Genomic DNA, 17171 nt, shown 5'->3' with positions numbered 1-17171 from the left:
TTCACTTTTGACCGGCCGTTACCCGCTGGCGGCAGGATGTGCTATATGTTGATGCAATCCGTTGACCTTTCAGGAATATAAAATGGAAACACAACCTCTTACGCTGGCGATTCTGAACGGCAAGAGCGCCGGTAATGAAGAGCTGCGCGCGGCGATTAGCGCCCTGCGTGATGAAGGCGCGGCGCTGGAAGTGCGCGTGACCTGGGAGCACGGCGACGGCGATCGCTACGTGCGTGAGGCGCTGGCGCGCGGTGCGGCGACGGTGGTTGCCGCCGGCGGCGACGGGACGATTAACGAGGTGGCGACCGCGCTGGCGCGTCTGCCGGCGGGCAATCGTCCGGTGCTGGGTCTGGTGCCGCTGGGTACCGCCAACGATTTTGCCACCAGCTGCGGTATTCCGGCGGAGCTGGAAGCGGCGCTGCGGCTGGCGATTTTTGGCCGCGCGACGCCTATCGATCTGGCGAAGGTAAATGACGATCGTTACTTTATTAATATGGCGACCGGCGGGTTTGGTACGCGGATCACCACCGAGACGCCGGAGAAGCTGAAGTCGGCGCTGGGCGGGGTGTCGTACTTTATTCACGGGTTGATGCGTATCGATCAGTTGAAGGCCGATCGCTGTGAGATTAGCGGGCCGGATTTCAGCTGGCAGGGTGATGCGCTGGTGATCGGGATTGGCAACGGTCGTCAGGCGGGCGGCGGTCAGCAGTTGTGCCCGAGCGCGCTGATTAACGACGGTAAGCTGGAGCTGAGCGTGGTGACGTCGCAGGAGCTGTTGCCGACGCTGTTGCACCGGTTAACCAGCGAGGAGAAGGACCCGAATATGATTACGGCGTCGCTGCCGTGGCTGACGATTAGCGCGCCGCATGAGATGACGTTTAATCTGGATGGTGAGCCGCTGAGCGGGAAGGAGTTTCGCATTGAGGTGTTGCCGGATGCGCTGGAGTGCCGGTTGCCGCCGTCGTGTGAGCTGCTGGCGTAGCATTCGGAGCGCTTTGGGGCCGGGTCGCTTTGAGTACGGTGCCCGGCTTATCGGGGGTTTTGTTGAGCCCGGCGATGCAGGGGGAGACAAACAGCGTGCCGGTCCATGCGCCGCGGGCGGTTTTGCTGGCGACCAGCAGCCACATTAGCGCCAGCAGGCCGGTGAGCAGCGCGCCGAAGAGGCGGAAGAAGCTGACGTCCACCAGGGTAGCCAGTTTCAGAGTGGTGAGGGCGAAGACGCCCAGCGGGAAGGTGAAGCCCCACCAGCCGAGGTTAAACGGGATGCCGTCATGGCGGTAGTGGGCGGTGATCAGCAGCGCCAGCAGCATCCACCACAGTCCGCAGCCCCAGAACAGCAGGCCGGCGATCAGGCCGAAGCCCTGCGCCATGCTGGCGATCGCCGGCAGGTGGTTGGCGGCGAAGATCGCCGGGGCGTCGCCGCCGATTACCAGCATGCCCAGCGCGCCGGTGCCGATCGGGCCGAGCGCCAGCCAGCTTGAGGCCGCCATGCTCTGATGCGGCAGTTTGTGCAGCGCCATGCGCAGCAGCAGGATCACCAGGATGCTCATCGCGATCGGTACCGAGAACGCCCAGAGGACGTAGCTGGCGATCAGCGTGTGCAGCTGCGCGGCGCTGTCCGCCAGGTGCGGGGCCAGCAGGCCGCCGCTGACCGCGGCGACTTCGGCGGCGACCACCGGCAGCAGCCAGACGGCGGTCATCTGGTCGATGCTGTGCTGCTGGCGGGTGAACATCATGTAGGGGATGCAGATGCCGCACAGCAGCGACATCGCCACGTCCAGCCACCAGAGCGCGTGCGCCACGGCGATGACGTCGACGCCCCAGCGCGGCAGGCCGAAGGTGAGCAGGCCGTTGATGATGGTCGCCAGCCCCATCGGGATGGTGCCGAAGAACATCGAGACGGTAGAGTGGCCAAAGATGCGTTTGGCTTCGTCGAAGTACATTACCCAGCGCGCAAGGTAGAGCAGCGTGAACAGGCTGAACAGGACGATGTTGAGCAGCCACAGTCCTTCGGCGACGGCGTGCAGGCCGGGGATTTGCCACGGCAGGGCGGCCAGCGCCAGCGCGAGGATGCCGGTGCCCATGGTGGCGGCGAACCAGTTGGGGGTGAACTGGCGGATGGCCTCTTTCGGGCCGCGGAGGGCGGCCAGCGGGCGGCAGCCGCTATGTAATGCTGGGATCGTTGTGCTCATTATTGTTATCTCGCAGGTGATACGACAGCGTTACTCTACGTTCTAATCCCGGATTCCGGGAAACGACTTATGGCGATGGAATCTACCGCTTAAAGTGGTTTAAATTGAGTTAATCATCATTTTTTAAGGTATTTGTGCGGGATGGGGGATCGTTTTGAGGCCGCTGGTTGCTGGGGGTTTCGGTGCCTGGTTAATCGGGGGGGGCTTTTGGGCCGCTGGTCGCTGCGGGTTTCGGTGCCTGGTTAATCGGGGGGTGGCTTTTGGGCCGGGTCGCTTCAGGTTTTGGTGCCCGGCTAATCGGGGTTTATCCGGAACGCGGACACGCCAGTAACGTCCCTGGGCTCTGCCGGGCACCTCCCTGTGCCCGAAGGTCCGCTTATCCGGATAAACCCCGATTGCCTGCTATTTTCTGCGTCGCTGTTTTAAAAACAAAAAAAATCAGACCAGACCAGACCAGACAGCTTCTACTACTTAATCTTCGGTATCCTGCCGAAAAGCGATGCCCTTAACAGCAACACAACAGCCAACAGGGAGGCGTTACCACCACTGGTAAAAGTGGTGCACCGGACCGATGCCGTGGCCGACCTCCAGCGAGTCGGCCGCCTGCAGCGCGCCCTGCAGCCAGGCTTTGGCGGCGGGGACCGTCTCTTCCCAGCTGTTGTGGCGCGGGCGCAGCGCGGCCAGCGCGGCGGAAAGCGTGCAGCCGGTACCGTGGGTGTGGCGGGTGTTGACGCGCGGCGCGGTAAAACGCATCGCCCGTTCGCGGGTGAACAGCCAGTCCGGGCTTTCGGCGTCGCTGAGGTGGCCGCCCTTCATCAGCACCGCACCGCAGCCGAGCGCCAGCAGCGCCCTGCCCTGATCCTGCATCTGCTGTTCATTGACCGCCGGGGCGCACTCCAGCAGCGCCGCCGCTTCCGGCAGGTTGGGGGTAATCAGGGAGACCTGCGGCAGCAGCGCCTCGCGCAGGGTGGCGACCGCCTCGCTGGATAACAGCGGATCGCCGCTTTTGGCCAGCATCACCGTATCCAGCACCACCCAGGGCACCGACGACTCGCGCAGGCGCTGTGCCACCACCCGGACGATATCGCTCTCCGCCAGCATGCCGATCTTCAGCGCATCAATACGCACGTCCGACAGCACCGAGTCGATCTGCGCGCCGACAAAGGCCGGTTCGATGCGGTACACCGACTGCACGCCGCGGGTGTTCTGCGCCACCAGGCCGGTCACCACGCTGGTGCCGTACGCGCCCAGCGCCGAGAACGTTTTCAGATCGGCCTGGATACCGGCGCCGCCGCTCGGATCGGTGCCGGCAATGGTCAGGGCATTGATGCGTTTCATACCAGCGCCTCCGGGTCGAGCAGAGAGAGGGCATCGAGGAACGCCGGGATAAAGCTGCCGGGCCCGGCCGCCTGCGCGGCGGCACGTTCACCGGCCAGCGCCACCACCCGGCAGGCGCTGGCAACGTGTACCAGCCGATCGCCCGGCAGCGCGGCAAAGCCGGCGACCAGCGCCGAGAGCGCGCAGCCGGTGCCAACCACCCGGGTCAGCAGCGGTGAACCACCGGCTACCGCCAGGGTGCGGCTGCCGTCGGTAACGTAGTCGACTTCGCCGGTCACCGCGACGATCGCCCCGCTCTCCTGCGCCAGCCGTACCGCCGCCGCCAGCGCCGCATCGGAGCCGTGCTGCGTATCCACGCCGCGCCCGCCCGCGGCCAATCCGGCCAGCGCGAGGATCTCCGATGCGTTGCCGCGAATGGCGGACGGTTTAAGGGTGAGCAGCTGATGGCAGAAGGCGGTGCGGAATGAGAGTGCGCCCACCGCGACCGGGTCCAGCACCCAGCTGCGCCCTGCCCCGCTGGCAGCGGCCACCGCCGCCAGCATCGCTTCGCTGCGTTCACGCGTCAGGGTGCCGACGTTAATCAGTAAGGCATCGGCAATCGCGCTGAACTGCGCGGCTTCTTCCGGATCGATGACCATCGCCGGCGAGGCACCGGCGGCCAGCAGCACGTTGGCGGTAAAGGTCTGCACTACGTCGTTGGTCATACAGTGAATTAACGGGGCATGCTGGCGGAACAGCGCCAGCGAACGGGCCACATCTGCGTGGCCGAGGGGTACGGGTTGGCTCATCTTCTCTCCCAACCGGCGTTCAAGAAGGCGATGCCAGCACGGGCTGGGGCATCTGACTTCCCTCCGCTGGCATTATCCAGTTCAGGTGGTACGGGTTTTATCTCAGCCTGCGGTTAAGCAAGGGCACCCCGAGTCATAGTTGCGCGGGACAGGATAAGGGAGGGGGATGGGGGAAAGCAAGGGAGTAGTAATCTTGCTGCAGAGCACATTGCAGCCCATAAGCTTAAGTACCGTTCCATTCTGCAGACGCTCTAGAAACTGGCAGTTTAGCTGAGATGAAGAAACAGAGAGGTGAAACGATCAAGAAACCATTTAGCGAGAATGAATAATTCGCAAAAGGAAAAAAACTAGTTTGATATGACGGAAATTAGATGGATAAAAAATTTGATCATGCATATAGTGAAGAATTAATTAGAGATTTATCTAATATGTCATTAAGAAAAGTCTGCATTTAATTAACCACATTCTTTCAAAAAGTGATGGATTTATAACAAACTCAAGATATAGAAAGACGTAACACTTTCATAATTCTGTTCTGAACAGTTCGCATCAAGCCCTTATCAAGCATACAAGAGAGGAAATCAAAAGTATATTCAGTAGAGTTATGATATGGTATACTTGCCTCAGGTATAGTCCCCCCTGTAAATTTCATTGAAATACAATGCATATTAAAAACAGACCAGAGAGAAATTTCATGTCAACCATAAAAACAGATAGAGACCTAAGAATTGATCTTTTGAGGGTTACAGGCCTATTTTTAATCATTTTAGCGCATGTATCTCCCCCATTCTCCATTTTTCAACTCAGATCCTTTGATGTTCCATTGATGGTTTTTATTTCAGGAATGGCATACTTTGCATCAGAGAAAAAAGAAATAAGCATCACCGAGTACTTTTCCTCGAGAATTAGAAGATTAGCATTTCCAGCATGGGCTTTTCTGACAATTTTTTTCCTCACTATTTATATATGTAAAATTGAGATTTTTTTCGAATTCCTAACCTTATCAAAAATTATCCATTCTTATGCAATGGTTAATGGCATCGGATACGTCTGGATTATGCGAATATTTTTGATGATTGCTTTGCTCTCACCATTTTATATTAAAATATCAGGGCGGTTCAAAAACTGTGGGTTAGTTAACTTTTCATTTTTAATGATTATTTCTGCAAGTATCATATTTCAAGCAAGTAATGACTTCTCTAGCAAATTTGTAAGATTTCCTATAGATGAGATCATATTACCAGCCATATCGTATGGTGCACTGTTTATGCTAGGTTATAGATATAAAAGCTTTGATACGAAGGTGAAAATTCAGATCTTTGTCATCAGCTTACTAGCTCTGGTTGTCATTGAAATGTTCGCAATTAAAATCACAGGGGGGTATATATATCCACAAGACTATAAGTACCCACCGCAATCAGTGTACATTTTTTATGCCTTGACAACTATTCCTTTAATTGAATTAATAATGTCAAAAGTAGCATCTTATTTGAGTGGCCGCATAAAAGATTCGATTATTTACCTATCATCCAATACAATATGGATTTATTTCTGGCACATTCCTATTGTAGAATACTTTAGGATAAGTGGTGTTATGAATATTTTCTATCTGAAATGGTGCATTGCAATAATACTACCAATAACAGTATATTACTTTCAGAGAAGAATCATAACATACATATCCAAAAAAATTAGTAATAAAAAGCTATCTGTATTTATTAAGCAAACCTTCACTGGCTAAAAAAAAAGGAAGGTGTAATCACCTTCCTTTTATTTACACAGTAACTTTTTTTAGTTTTTTATTTTTGAAAAAACTTACCATTTTCTTTTCTAGTAGAGTGTAGATCAAGTATCCGAAAATTATAGAACATAGAACCATCAATACAAAAACGACATATACATTGAGAGAAAGGTGGCTATTTAAAATCGAAATTCCTTGGATGACAAATGGATGCGAAAGATAAAGGCTAAAAGAGATGTCACCTAAAAATAGTAAAAACAAAGATACCGGACCTTTCCAGGAAAATTTGTTTTCAACTACTAAAAACATTAATACTAATATGAAAGCATGTAAACCTTCATTAAGCACTCTCCCGCCTAAACCTGTATTGAAGAAAGCTATAGAATAAGCTAGCAAAAATGCTAAAACGGCATATAAATAGTCCTTCTTGAAAAACAGGTAAAGCCCTATCCCCAGGATAAATTCATACTTGATACTATATGAAGCAAAGCTTTGCAGACCAAAAAATGAAGATGAAACATCTATAGCCAAAAAAGTCAGTAGAACAAATATCAATTTCTCTCTATCTGTCCGAACCAAGAAAAAAGAGAATGCGAAATAAAAAAGGAACTCATATGTTAGAGTCCAGCCATTTTGTATAAGAAATTTTGTTCCATTCGGAACCGGGAGAAGGATGAATGATTGCAATATTCCGGTATCACCGCCTGATGAGTTTATTGATCCAGGCATTATACAAAAAATAGCCAAAGACAGAATGGTAAAAAACCAATACAAAGGTATTATTCTTATAATTCTGTCTTTAAAAAAACTCAATATATTTCTATTTTTGTTATCTTTAGCATCAACTCCAGTGATGAACATCATAATGAAGCCTGAAATCATGAAGAAAATATCAACACCAAATCCTGCGAAAGAGAAAAAGTCAGAAGTGAACAGTTTGGTTTGTGCAAGCTTATGCGATGAGTGTGAGAAAACAACACTTAAAGCAGCTATCCCTCTTAGTATCTGTATTGTATACATTTTATTTTGATGCATATCATTTCTCTGTTTTATCAGATGAGAGCTCATGAAGCTTTTTATTAATGAGGTTAATTTCCAGCAGTAAACAATTAATAATATTCAGCAGTCCACCGTTGTTTCCCTCAGCTGAAGATGACTTTATTAGCCCTATTAACTCAGGATTAACCCCCTCAGTTGTGAACGCCTCATTTATATTACCGACAATAGTATTGATATCACCATCCAATGAAAATACATCAGAGTACAATTGCCTGTATTTATCCCAAGCGGATAATATTTCACCGTTGGTGTGAAATTGTTTTTTACGTTCTAGCGATTTTTTAGAGTGATATAAACCATCAGAAACAGTGATGCTTGAAAGAGGACTTAGGTAGGTTCCGATATCTATGGCATACTGACCGAAAGTTAAAGAAGGCTGATTTTCGGTGTTAATTATCAATGGTAGTTTATTAAAGGTAAGTTTATGTTCGTTTTTATTATTCTCAAATGACAGAGAAATCCCTTCCTTGTTTAAGAAAGAAAGCTTAGTGCCAAAATGAATCTCGGAAAAATTTGAATAATTAATACTACCAACACTTATTTTCGAAGGAAGTCCAAACACACCTTCCCATTGTTTCTTTGTTGTAAAATCCCAAATTTGAAATGACCAATTAGATTGATTAATAGTACGTTCTTTTTTAGCCTGAAAACCTGTAAGGGATAGCTGAGTCAAACCATCGTACATCTGGAACGCTAGTCTAGAATTATAGCCAGACTCGACATCATCAGGAAATTCAATCCCAGACTTAGGATTCTGTAATCTTAGTGAACCTGAATGTGTCTCAACACCGTCAGGTAAAGAATTATTAATTAGAGGAAAAAGATTTTTATCGTTACCTGTGCCTAAAAGTTGTCCACGATAAGGTGAAATGAGATTTGTAACTCTTATACCCACGCAACCATCTGCAGGCATAAAATAATTAGGGACAGAATTATGATCGCCCTCAAAAACACAGTTCAGGAAGCGAGCATTCTGGAATGCAAAAAATTTCCTTAACCTATCTACCTCCCCCCAAACTACTGATGATGTATATGCGAGATCCTTAATAGTACCCTTTCTTGGAGACCAATTAATCGTCTCAGCGAGAAAGTTTTCAACAACGATATCACCACCAGAATGGGATTCCCCGTAAAATGATACCAAGCCTCCCTGATGGCTGCAATCTCGGTACCAATTGCGGTTGACACTATTATCGGGAGTCAAGCTGTTTTTCAAATATGTAAAATACCAAGAATTGACTACGTGTATCCTTTCAAAGGAACAGTAGTAAGCACCTGTGGAGTCGTACTTACCATTTTTTAATGGTGAGGGACCAGGTTGCATTTTTATTGCAATATTAACGCCACTAATATCAATATCCATTAATGTACAATACATATAACCCATATAAGAATCATCTAAGGAACTGAATGAGAATGCAGTTACACCAGAGTAATTCTTACTAAATCGAGTTGAGTCATCATTACATACTCTAACATTCTTTATCGTCGTTTGCGGACGAGATATTTTGAATAACTCAATGTTATGATTCCCAGGATAAAACCGTGCATTGCAAGCATCGAAGACATGTCGGAATAAAGCTTTATTATATCGGTCGTTTAGATAGGGGAAAAATATTGGTGATTTTAAAAGAAAAATGTCACTTGAGCGGCACTTTATGCTTTTACGCTCTTTAAGTGCTTGCAAAACTAAGCGTGAAAGCCCTAAAGAAGCATCCTCTTTCCCCGTAGTATCTATACCCTCTAAGTGCGGATGTAAATCTCCTCCTTCATTGACAGGTGACTTATTCAATGTTTCTTTAGCAGTAGCAGTAGCAGTTCCAACCGTTAACAATCCGAAGAGCTTAAAAAAGTTTCTACGTTTCAAGTTAGCTCCGATATTAACATTATTTGCTAGGTGTGATTTTTCCACCAAATAAAGTGAACAAATGACTTCTCAATATTAATTTTCTATTGAAAAAATAGTTTAGAATTGTGAGTGATAAAAACTCAGTCATGAGTGTTGATATTGAGGCACCAATAATACCGAACCAATAAATCGAAGGTAAATTTATCAAGACACTCAAAATTAAAGTGATGACAGTCTTTTTTGATAAATATTTATAGCCAGAAAATTTAGCAATAAGTCTTGCGGAAATAGTTCCAAGAGATGAGAAGCCAGTTGCTAAACACAAAATAACTAGAGGCCAATATGATTCACTATAGTCCTCACCATAAAGGAGGTTAATGAAAAAACCGCTGAAAAGGACGGCGCAAACAACAACAATTACTGTAATAATCAAGACTAAGATATTAAGTTTTTTATTTTCGCAAATGTGTCATCTAAGTTTTTAGATGCAAATATCCCAGGTAAGTTAGAAGTTATGAAAGAATTGGTAACAAAGGACCAGGAGCCCGCGAGAGTGACTGCAACTGAGTAAATACCAACAACAGCGTTAGATTCAAAAAAACCAATCGCGAAAAGTGACATTCGGGTATAGAGAGCTACCGAAATTGATGTAAAAACAAAAGTAGAACCCGTCATTAATAGATATTTAGAATATTTAATTTTTGCTCTATTTTTGAGTAGAGTTGAGCGATGTTTTGATTTAAATAAAATGTAACGTGCAAAAAAAGGTATCAAGCCGGTTAGGATGATTGGAATACAAAGATAAACTGCAGGCATGTCTGTATAAGCTATCCCCCATCGTATCGCGAGGCAAACCAGTAATGACAAACTATTTATAAATGTATTGAATTTCGACTTCAGAAGAGCGTCATAATAAATTGAATAAACATCTAGCGATGAAAAAAAACATGAAATACAGGCAGCTAAAATGTAATAGAAAGAATATTCTATTCTATTAAGGTAACACCAAGCTAAAATGGGAGCGGCAATGATACAAAATATAGACATTCGCAATAAGAATGTCGCATAGATGAGATTGACACCTGATTCAAGCTTCTTACTCAATCGCTTCATTATTATAATATCACTTCCCATCTGTGATATTATTTGTACAACTTGAAAGATTGATAATGCATAAGCAATGCTTCCGAAAACAGATGGCCCTACATATTTTGCCACATAGGATGTAACAAATATAAGTCCGAATATTCCTATAATCTTTTCAGACATCATCCATAAAGAATTATTCAATATTCGCCTATTCATTTTTTGCAATTCCGTTGTTCAATGAAATGTAGTGGCACTTTTAGAAACAAACTATCACTCTATTTAAAACACCAATAGAAGTATTAACTTTAAGTCCTGAAAAGGAAATTATCTGAGCATATCTGATTAAAGTTTTAATATATTCCTTAGGATTCTTAATGAAAACACTTACTGGAATTGATTTAAGCATTGCCTCTCGATTTATCAAATGACCTTGTAGATTATCTCTAAATGATGATCTACTTAAACGATTAACCTGAGAATCATCATTGACTATTCTCACAATCAAAGGAACATAAATAAAATCTAATGAATCTTTACTAACAACAGAAAAAAACCAATTTTCAGGAATGTATCTAACATTATTAGTTAAAGGAAAGAGATAATTTTTAATTAATTCTGTACGAAATAAATCAATCCGCTCTCCCTGCAGACTACTATTACTAAATTCGTTGTACCATGGTAACTTTATAGCTTCTTCTGAAATAGGCAAACCTATTTTCAATGCTCCGACATCTTTTGACTTCTTAGCTAAAAAACGTAGCCCGACAACATTTTTTTCGCCTCTAAATAAATTTAAAGATGTAAATAGATATTCCAAAGCATTCGGAGAGAATTCATCATCAGAATCTAAACCAATGAAATACTCCCCTTCCGATAGCATGACAGCCTTGTTCCACGCTGCTTGTTTACCTGCATTAGTTGTATGGAAATATCTGATTTTAAATTTGGGTGTGTCATTCAATATTTTTTGAATTGTCAGTTTAGTGTTATCTGTCGAACCGTCATCTATTATAATCCACTCAATTTTATCGAGAAACTTTTGTTCCTGTGTACTGATACTATTAAAACATCTTATTAATTCTTTTTCTCTATTATACGAAGGTGTAAATATTGAAATCAACATTTTATCTCTCTAAAACAGTAATCCATTGTTTAATGATTTCGTCGGTTGTAAAATTCTCAGACATCTCATAAGCTTTGGAAGAATATTCTTGTCTTATACTATCATCGAAGATCATTTTTTCGAGCTGCAATGCCAGTTCATTGACATTTTCAGGTTCAACGAGTACACCAGAATCATTTTTGAGTATATCAGCAGGTCCTGTTTCACAATTAAATGCTACTGCTGGTAACCCAAAGGTTAATGCCTCAACTAAGACTAAAACATACCCCTCGAATCTCGACGGGAGACAGAAGATGCCTGCTGAAAGAAAATGTTCCTCAATATTCCTTGTGGCTGGCTCGAAAAAAACATTATTTAACTTAAGATTTTCACTTAAATTTTTTAAATTCTGTTTTTCAATACCATCCCCAACAATCACTAATTTCCAATCATGTACTGATCTTATTTTAGCCCATGATTGAAGTATCATGTCGAATCCTTTCTGATGTTCCAATCTACCAATGCAAAGCACTGTCTTATTCTTATTATTATAAGAGTATTGCCTAGGAAAAGCTGATGGATTATGGATGGTTGTAATTTCAGCCTTTCTATTTTTTAGTTTAGATGCCCATAACTCACGATCGGTGTTAGTAAGAACAATCACATGATCTAGAAATCTTGAGGCAATCAACCTACCGATGTCCCTGCTTTTTTTGTTAAGATTACTATTGAAGTTAAAATGTTCCCAACAGAAATTACGTACTTTTTTCAAACCGAATGTAGCAGGAAAAGTATAGAAAGAAAGCGTGCTATCAACACAGATCAATGTATCAACTTTATTTTTTTTAATGAAATTTCGCAAAAAAACTATACCAGCGAGTAGTTTTTTAACTCCTCTAAGTTTTTTATTACCCGTGACAGATACCACACGAATATTACTATTTAGATCGAAGAAACTATCTTCAACTCCGTCCAACGTTAATATTGAAACATTATAACATCTCATATCTAATGCATTCGCAATAACAGTTGTTACTCTTTCCGTCCCACCAGCAGAACTTAAGCTATTTATTAAAAAACATAGTTCCTTCATTCGATCCCCTTAACAAGTAATCCTTCGAATTTTTTTCTAATATTCGTTCTATTTTCTAAATTAAAGTTACTTTTAATATATTGAAATGCTTTATATGAAGACTCTACTAACAGATCTTGATTTGAGCTTATTTTTTTTAAAACATTCACCAGATCATTAACATCATCGAAAATGAAACCATTCTCAGTATCCCTGATGTAATTCTTTATTTCTCCGACATTTCTAACTACAGGTGTTAAGCCAATGCTCATTGCTTCTAAAGTAGAAATACTCAGCCCCTCATACTCACTGGCCAAGCAAAACACATTCGCTTCATCAGAAACATTCGACAACCAAGCCTTAACAAAACCATGAAAAACAACTTGGTCTTGAAGGCCGAGACTTTTCGTCATTTTCTGGAGTTCTTGCTTAAAAGGACCATCACCATAAATATTGAGTTTAGCGATTATCCCTTGAGACTTAAGTATTGAAATGGCATTAATGATAACCTGATGCCCTTTGTTTTCAACCAACCTACCAACCGATGCAATATGCAATCCTTGATATTTTGTTGACCTTAATGGAATTTCATCTACATCGAAAAAACATAAAGGTATAACTTCGTATTCGAGCTTTTCAGGAAACACCCTTACTTTAAGTGATTCCAGGGTTGATACAGAATCAACCAAATAGGCATCACTTAAAAAATCAGTTTTTTTTATGAGCGTTTCTGCAATTTTTCTTCTGAACCTAGTGTTATGCTCAAAAGTCACTAATCTTATTTTGTTTTTTAAATTAGCAATACGACCTACAAGAGTCGCTTGTGGTAGAGAAGTAATTATAACGTCAGGTTCAAAGTCAGATATGATTTTTTTAAAATTATAGACAAATGATATAATATTTCTCATGGCTATGCCACGCGGGCTAAGATAGTGAATCCCTATCCTAGATTCAATTTCTTTCTGTAAAGATGTTTTATTTTTCCCCAATGACACTACTTTTAACTCAAAGTTATCGAAAAAACCTAAGTTGAGGAGATTGAGAAACCCAATTTCTGCTCCCCCTTCCTGAAATTCATTTATAATGTAGATAACTTTTTTTTTCATTCTTCTGACTTATCCTTAAGAATTCTAAACCCAGAACCTACTACCGTTAGATTCGATTCAATAGATTTCGTGACTACAGTACCAGCACCAATTGTGACATTATCACCAATCACTATATCATCACCAATAATGATTGCTCCGGCCCCGACACTTACATTATCTCCGATAGCAGTGGTGATAATTTCAAGACCAGCAGCAGAACCGATAGTAGTTGATTGCCTGATAGAAAAGTTGTCACCTATCGTAACACCACCATGAATAACAATTGCATATGGGTGGTAAATGATCAATCCCTGACCTATTTTAGTAGACGATGGAATCTCAACTGAAAAAATAAATTGGTTAAGTAACACATTTAATATATGAAAAGGGTACGCTAACTTACCAAGCACACCTTTTTTTCTGCTTAAAGTTGACATCCTGTATATAATCAGGACGGTCTTCGATTTTAAGCTAGGTTGCCGACGCAACTCTAAAAGTAAATTCCTGCTAAAGCTATTCTTCATCATCTACCCAATAAATTATATTTAATGTAAGTTTTTAGCAGAGCTGAAGCATTTTTCCTCGTCATACACCTGAACACATCCATTAAAGGAATCTTTTTTCCACCATTTATATAAAAACTACTAATCAAGTTTTTTTGATTAACTTTAGTGAGCAATTTCGCATGTTTTTCAATAAAGGATTGGATTCCTTTTAACCGTCTGTCTGATGTACTAATGCGCCCTTCTTCATGTTCCATATGGACAATATAGCTCAACTCTCCTGTGTTATACCCATTTCCATACTTTTGAAGTATCCTTATCCAACAGTCATAATCCTGAAAAGCTATCAAACTCTCATCAAAACCATTTATCGATTTTAAAAGTTCTGTTTTGATGAATATTTGATTTCCAATTTCATTACTATCGAGATTGTCCTCTATTACTAATTCCTTGCTTATACTATAAGCATGAATATCTTTCTTTTTAGTTCTGAAAACAAGTCCACTACTTATGAATGAATATTGGTTTTCTTTGTAGAATTGAACTAATGATAAAATTCTATCTGGAATAAACTCATCATCATCATCAAGGCCTGTTATAAACTCACCATTAGCAGCTTGTATAGCCAGATTTCTAGCATGGCATGCTCCCATACTAACTTGATTTCGAATGTATTTGATATTTGAATGATTTCCATATTCTTTCTCAACAAGCAGTTCAGTATCTGTTTGAGAACCATCATCTGAAATAATTATTTCTATATTTTCATAAGTCTGGTTTAATACAGAGTCTACTGCCCTTTTTAGCATAAGGGGTCTATTATGGGTCGGGATGTAAACAGTAACCATATCTTTTATCATATTATACTCCAGAATTAATTGTGTTTTTATAGAGTATCAAAGTCTCACTATTCATTTTATCTGATGTAAAATATTCAGAAAATGAAGAATAACCTAAAGATGATAATTTTTGTCTGTCATTTTTATCCAAATTGATTAGTACTTCCAAAAGCGTTTTTTTGTCATCGAGAGAGAAATGTATCCCACTATCTTTTTTTGAAATTAATTCGATAAATGGGGGTATATCACTTACTATTACAGGGGTACCATAGCTCATAGACTCCAGAGGGACCATGGCAAACCCCTCCCACCTGCTTGGCAAAATCACAAAATCCGACTCTAAATAATGCTTTTCAATCTTTTCCTGATTTAACCACCCCTTGTATGCGATGTTTAAATTATCATTAGATACGTTATATTTATCCCGAACATCGTTGACACTATCTCCGACAACGGTCAATTCTATTTTATATCTAAGCTCATCCTTATTAATAGAGTTAACAACGTCAATCAAGATATCAAATCCCTTTTGATAGTCAATTCGACCTACGAATAGGAGTTTAAAAACTCCTCCGTGATCATTTAACACCCTGCTATTTTTTTTTGTTTTTTTGTCTACACCATTATAAATCATCACCAATTTATCTTTTGCAAGACTCGCCTCTATCGCTGAAATATATTCATAATCACTAACACAGATTATCTTATCGCAAAAAAAAGACATTGCCTTTTCAATCTTGATATAACATTTTTTTTTCAGTGCTGATGTATCCATCAAGAAAGAGAAAGCATGTGGACTATAAATGATTTTGGTTTTTTTTCCACATATCAACCAAGCCATAGGCCTGGCAATCATACCTGCGAATGAGCTATGTAGATGCACTACGTCAGGCTTAGTCGAATACAATATACAAGCCGTTTTAAGTGCAAAATGTAATAGTGAGTTGATACTTCTCTTTTTTCTATTAAAAAAACGATACTCAACATCTCCATATAACTCAACATCCTTAGAATGCTCCAATGGGAGCAAGCAACTCACTTTTGTAACATCTGACTGTGATCTTTGATGGTGCACAAGTGAATGTAATACTGTACCAACACCACCCTTGGCTGTTTCCGCGATATGTAATATTTTCAAAGAATTCTCGACTATAGGCTTTTGATAGATTGAGTTTCAGCTGGAATATATTGACTAGGCTTTATATCTTCTTGAAGCAACGTTACTGTACTAGTAGTAAATAACTTGCCCCAAGATGGTAGATATATTCCACGGTATTGCCCTAGTGGTTTAACGCAAGCCAACAGTAGTGCACCTAGGAGTAAAAAATGCACTTTTTTTATTTTTGGTTTGAGCACATCCTGGGAAAACCGTTTCGCAAGATAGATCGACGCAACCAACTCTGTAAGGATCATATATCTGTTGAATAGTGTTGTCAGTCCAGAGAAAAGGAAGCAGATTATCAGCATCTGATATATGAAAAGTGATTCCCTATCATCTTTTTTATTCTTTATTAAAATAAAAGAATAAATTATCAATGGGATGAGAATGATCAGTTTCAGAACAAGATCATATCCATCTGAAGCCGAAAATGAGGAATACTCGCCAGACAAAACATATTGTTCTTTATACAGGTTCACTGCTGTTAGAATTGGTTTCAAAACTAAAAACAAAGCAGATATGAATAGATTTGCAACCCCCATTACCGCCATCAGCATAGACAATACGAGTACGGTTTTATAAAACCGCAAACTTACAAATCTAAATAAATTACCAACAACCAGAATCAAAATAGGCAATAGTATGAAAAAGTGTATTGCCGTACCAAGAGTAAAAATAACCACTGCGGTCTTTTTTTTGTTTTCAAAGAAAAAATAATAGCCCGCAATAAACAAACCTAATGCTGCTCCATTCCTCACTCCACTAGCACTGGCTATGAAGCTAGTACTCACTAAAACCACACAATAAAAGTAAAAGTTTATAAGATTGCTTTGACTATCTTTCTCTCGCTTTTTAAGTACCGAATATAACACAGTAAAAGTACAAAAAAATTGTATGAAAGTAGATATGGCTGGTATAAATTCCTTTTTTATATTGTTTTCTGACATGAAATCTATGAATGCGGAGATTGTTCCTATGTCAAAAAATATACTCATTAATGTGATACCTGTATAACCACCAGTATCATAGTAATCATAATACCTTACTATATCCCAACCAACATAAGGCCTCATCGTATAAGCCATTAGGGTGATTAAAAAAGTAAGGATTAAAACTGAAAAGTAACTATTCCTCCCTATATTCCTCAATGACATGACAAACCCAAGAATCGGGTTTATCATGAAAAACAGAGCGGAAAAGTACCCTTCCACTAAGTTATTCAACCTTATTTTCATACGATAAACCTTTCAAGTAATTCATTGAGTTATGAATAGAAAATTTTAACCCTAATTTATATCTAACTCATTTTGGCAAATTGAATTTACAAGTCAATTTATTGAGATCCAAGCGAT

Annotated in this window: 16 protein-coding genes and 1 riboswitch; of the genes, 2 read left to right on the top strand and 14 right to left on the bottom strand. The window is 41.8% G+C overall.

What is annotated here, in order from left to right; genetic code table 11:
* Positions 1-82 precede the first annotated feature (82 nt).
* Positions 83-982: a lipid kinase YegS gene (yegS, locus tag GKQ23_RS09025; protein ID WP_212410446.1), complete on the top strand. Its 900-nt coding sequence runs from the start codon at positions 83-85 to the stop codon at positions 980-982.
* Here yegS and GKQ23_RS09020 read toward each other — a convergent pair.
* The 3 genes from GKQ23_RS09020 to thiM form a co-directional block, all read right to left on the bottom strand.
* Complete coding sequence (locus tag GKQ23_RS09020; RefSeq protein ID WP_212410443.1) at positions 879-2192, bottom strand: TDT family transporter; 1314 nt, start codon at positions 2190-2192, stop codon at positions 879-881. The two genes, yegS and GKQ23_RS09020, sit on opposite strands and share 104 nt — an antisense overlap.
* A 537-nt stretch (positions 2193-2729) precedes the next feature.
* A complete protein-coding gene (gene thiD, locus GKQ23_RS09015) occupies positions 2730-3530 on the bottom strand; it encodes a bifunctional hydroxymethylpyrimidine kinase/phosphomethylpyrimidine kinase (protein ID WP_212410441.1) in 801 nt (266 codons plus the stop codon).
* Positions 3527-4318 carry a hydroxyethylthiazole kinase gene (gene thiM / locus GKQ23_RS09010; protein ID WP_212410439.1) on the bottom strand — a complete coding sequence of 264 codons (792 nt, stop codon included), beginning with the start codon at positions 4316-4318 and terminating at the stop codon, positions 3527-3529. Before thiM ends, thiD begins: the two co-directional genes overlap by 4 nt.
* Positions 4319-4359: 41 nt before the next feature.
* Positions 4360-4459, bottom strand: a riboswitch (TPP riboswitch).
* A gap of 520 nt (positions 4460-4979) precedes the next feature.
* On the opposite strand from thiM, the gene GKQ23_RS09005 reads away from it, so the two are divergent.
* On the top strand, positions 4980-6059 hold the full coding sequence (locus GKQ23_RS09005; RefSeq protein WP_212410437.1) for an acyltransferase: 1080 nt from the start codon (positions 4980-4982) through the stop codon (positions 6057-6059).
* A 33-nt stretch (positions 6060-6092) separates the two neighbouring features.
* On the opposite strand, the gene GKQ23_RS09000 is transcribed toward GKQ23_RS09005, so the two are convergent.
* From GKQ23_RS09000 to GKQ23_RS08955, 11 genes are all read right to left on the bottom strand, one after another.
* Positions 6093-7094 (bottom strand): acyltransferase, encoded by a 1002-nt coding sequence (locus GKQ23_RS09000; RefSeq protein WP_212410435.1) that lies wholly within the window; start codon positions 7092-7094, stop codon positions 6093-6095.
* A 1-nt stretch (position 7095) separates the two neighbouring features.
* Positions 7096-8985 (bottom strand): hypothetical protein, encoded by a 1890-nt coding sequence (locus GKQ23_RS08995; protein WP_212410433.1) that lies wholly within the window; start codon positions 8983-8985, stop codon positions 7096-7098.
* 19 nt (positions 8986-9004) lie between these two features.
* Positions 9005-9292 (bottom strand): polysaccharide biosynthesis C-terminal domain-containing protein, encoded by a 288-nt coding sequence (locus tag GKQ23_RS23830; protein ID WP_249168522.1) that lies wholly within the window; start codon positions 9290-9292, stop codon positions 9005-9007.
* A gap of 110 nt (positions 9293-9402) precedes the next feature.
* Positions 9403-10239, bottom strand: coding sequence for an oligosaccharide flippase family protein (locus GKQ23_RS08990; protein WP_249168491.1), 837 nt, complete (start codon positions 10237-10239; stop codon positions 9403-9405).
* A 73-nt stretch (positions 10240-10312) separates the two neighbouring features.
* Entirely contained in the window at positions 10313-11179 is an 867-nt protein-coding gene (locus GKQ23_RS08985) for a glycosyltransferase family 2 protein (RefSeq protein WP_212410430.1), read from the bottom strand.
* Position 11180: 1 nt separating this feature from the next.
* Entirely contained in the window at positions 11181-12251 is a 1071-nt protein-coding gene (locus GKQ23_RS08980) for a glycosyltransferase family 4 protein (protein WP_212410428.1), read from the bottom strand.
* A complete protein-coding gene (locus GKQ23_RS08975) occupies positions 12248-13336 on the bottom strand; it encodes a glycosyltransferase (protein WP_212410426.1) in 1089 nt (362 codons plus the stop codon). The genes GKQ23_RS08980 and GKQ23_RS08975 overlap by 4 nt, the downstream gene beginning before the upstream one ends.
* On the bottom strand, positions 13333-13755 hold the full coding sequence (locus GKQ23_RS08970) for a serine acetyltransferase (protein WP_212410425.1): 423 nt from the start codon (positions 13753-13755) through the stop codon (positions 13333-13335). The genes GKQ23_RS08975 and GKQ23_RS08970 overlap by 4 nt, the downstream gene beginning before the upstream one ends.
* Positions 13756-13841: 86 nt before the next feature.
* Positions 13842-14681: a glycosyltransferase gene (locus GKQ23_RS08965; protein ID WP_212410417.1), complete on the bottom strand. Its 840-nt coding sequence runs from the start codon at positions 14679-14681 to the stop codon at positions 13842-13844.
* A gap of 1 nt (position 14682) precedes the next feature.
* Entirely contained in the window at positions 14683-15798 is a 1116-nt protein-coding gene (locus tag GKQ23_RS08960; protein ID WP_212410408.1) for a glycosyltransferase, read from the bottom strand.
* Positions 15799-15809: 11 nt separating this feature from the next.
* A complete protein-coding gene (locus GKQ23_RS08955) occupies positions 15810-16904 on the bottom strand; it encodes an EpsG family protein (RefSeq protein WP_212410400.1) in 1095 nt (364 codons plus the stop codon).
* Between the last annotated feature and the right edge of the window lie 267 nt (positions 16905-17171).

Origin of the sequence: Erwinia sp. E602, assembly GCF_018141005.1 — a bacterium.
Lineage (GTDB): Bacteria > Pseudomonadota > Gammaproteobacteria > Enterobacterales > Enterobacteriaceae > Erwinia.
Note: the sequence above shows the minus strand (reverse complement) of the source record. Positions and strands in the feature narration are given on the sequence as shown.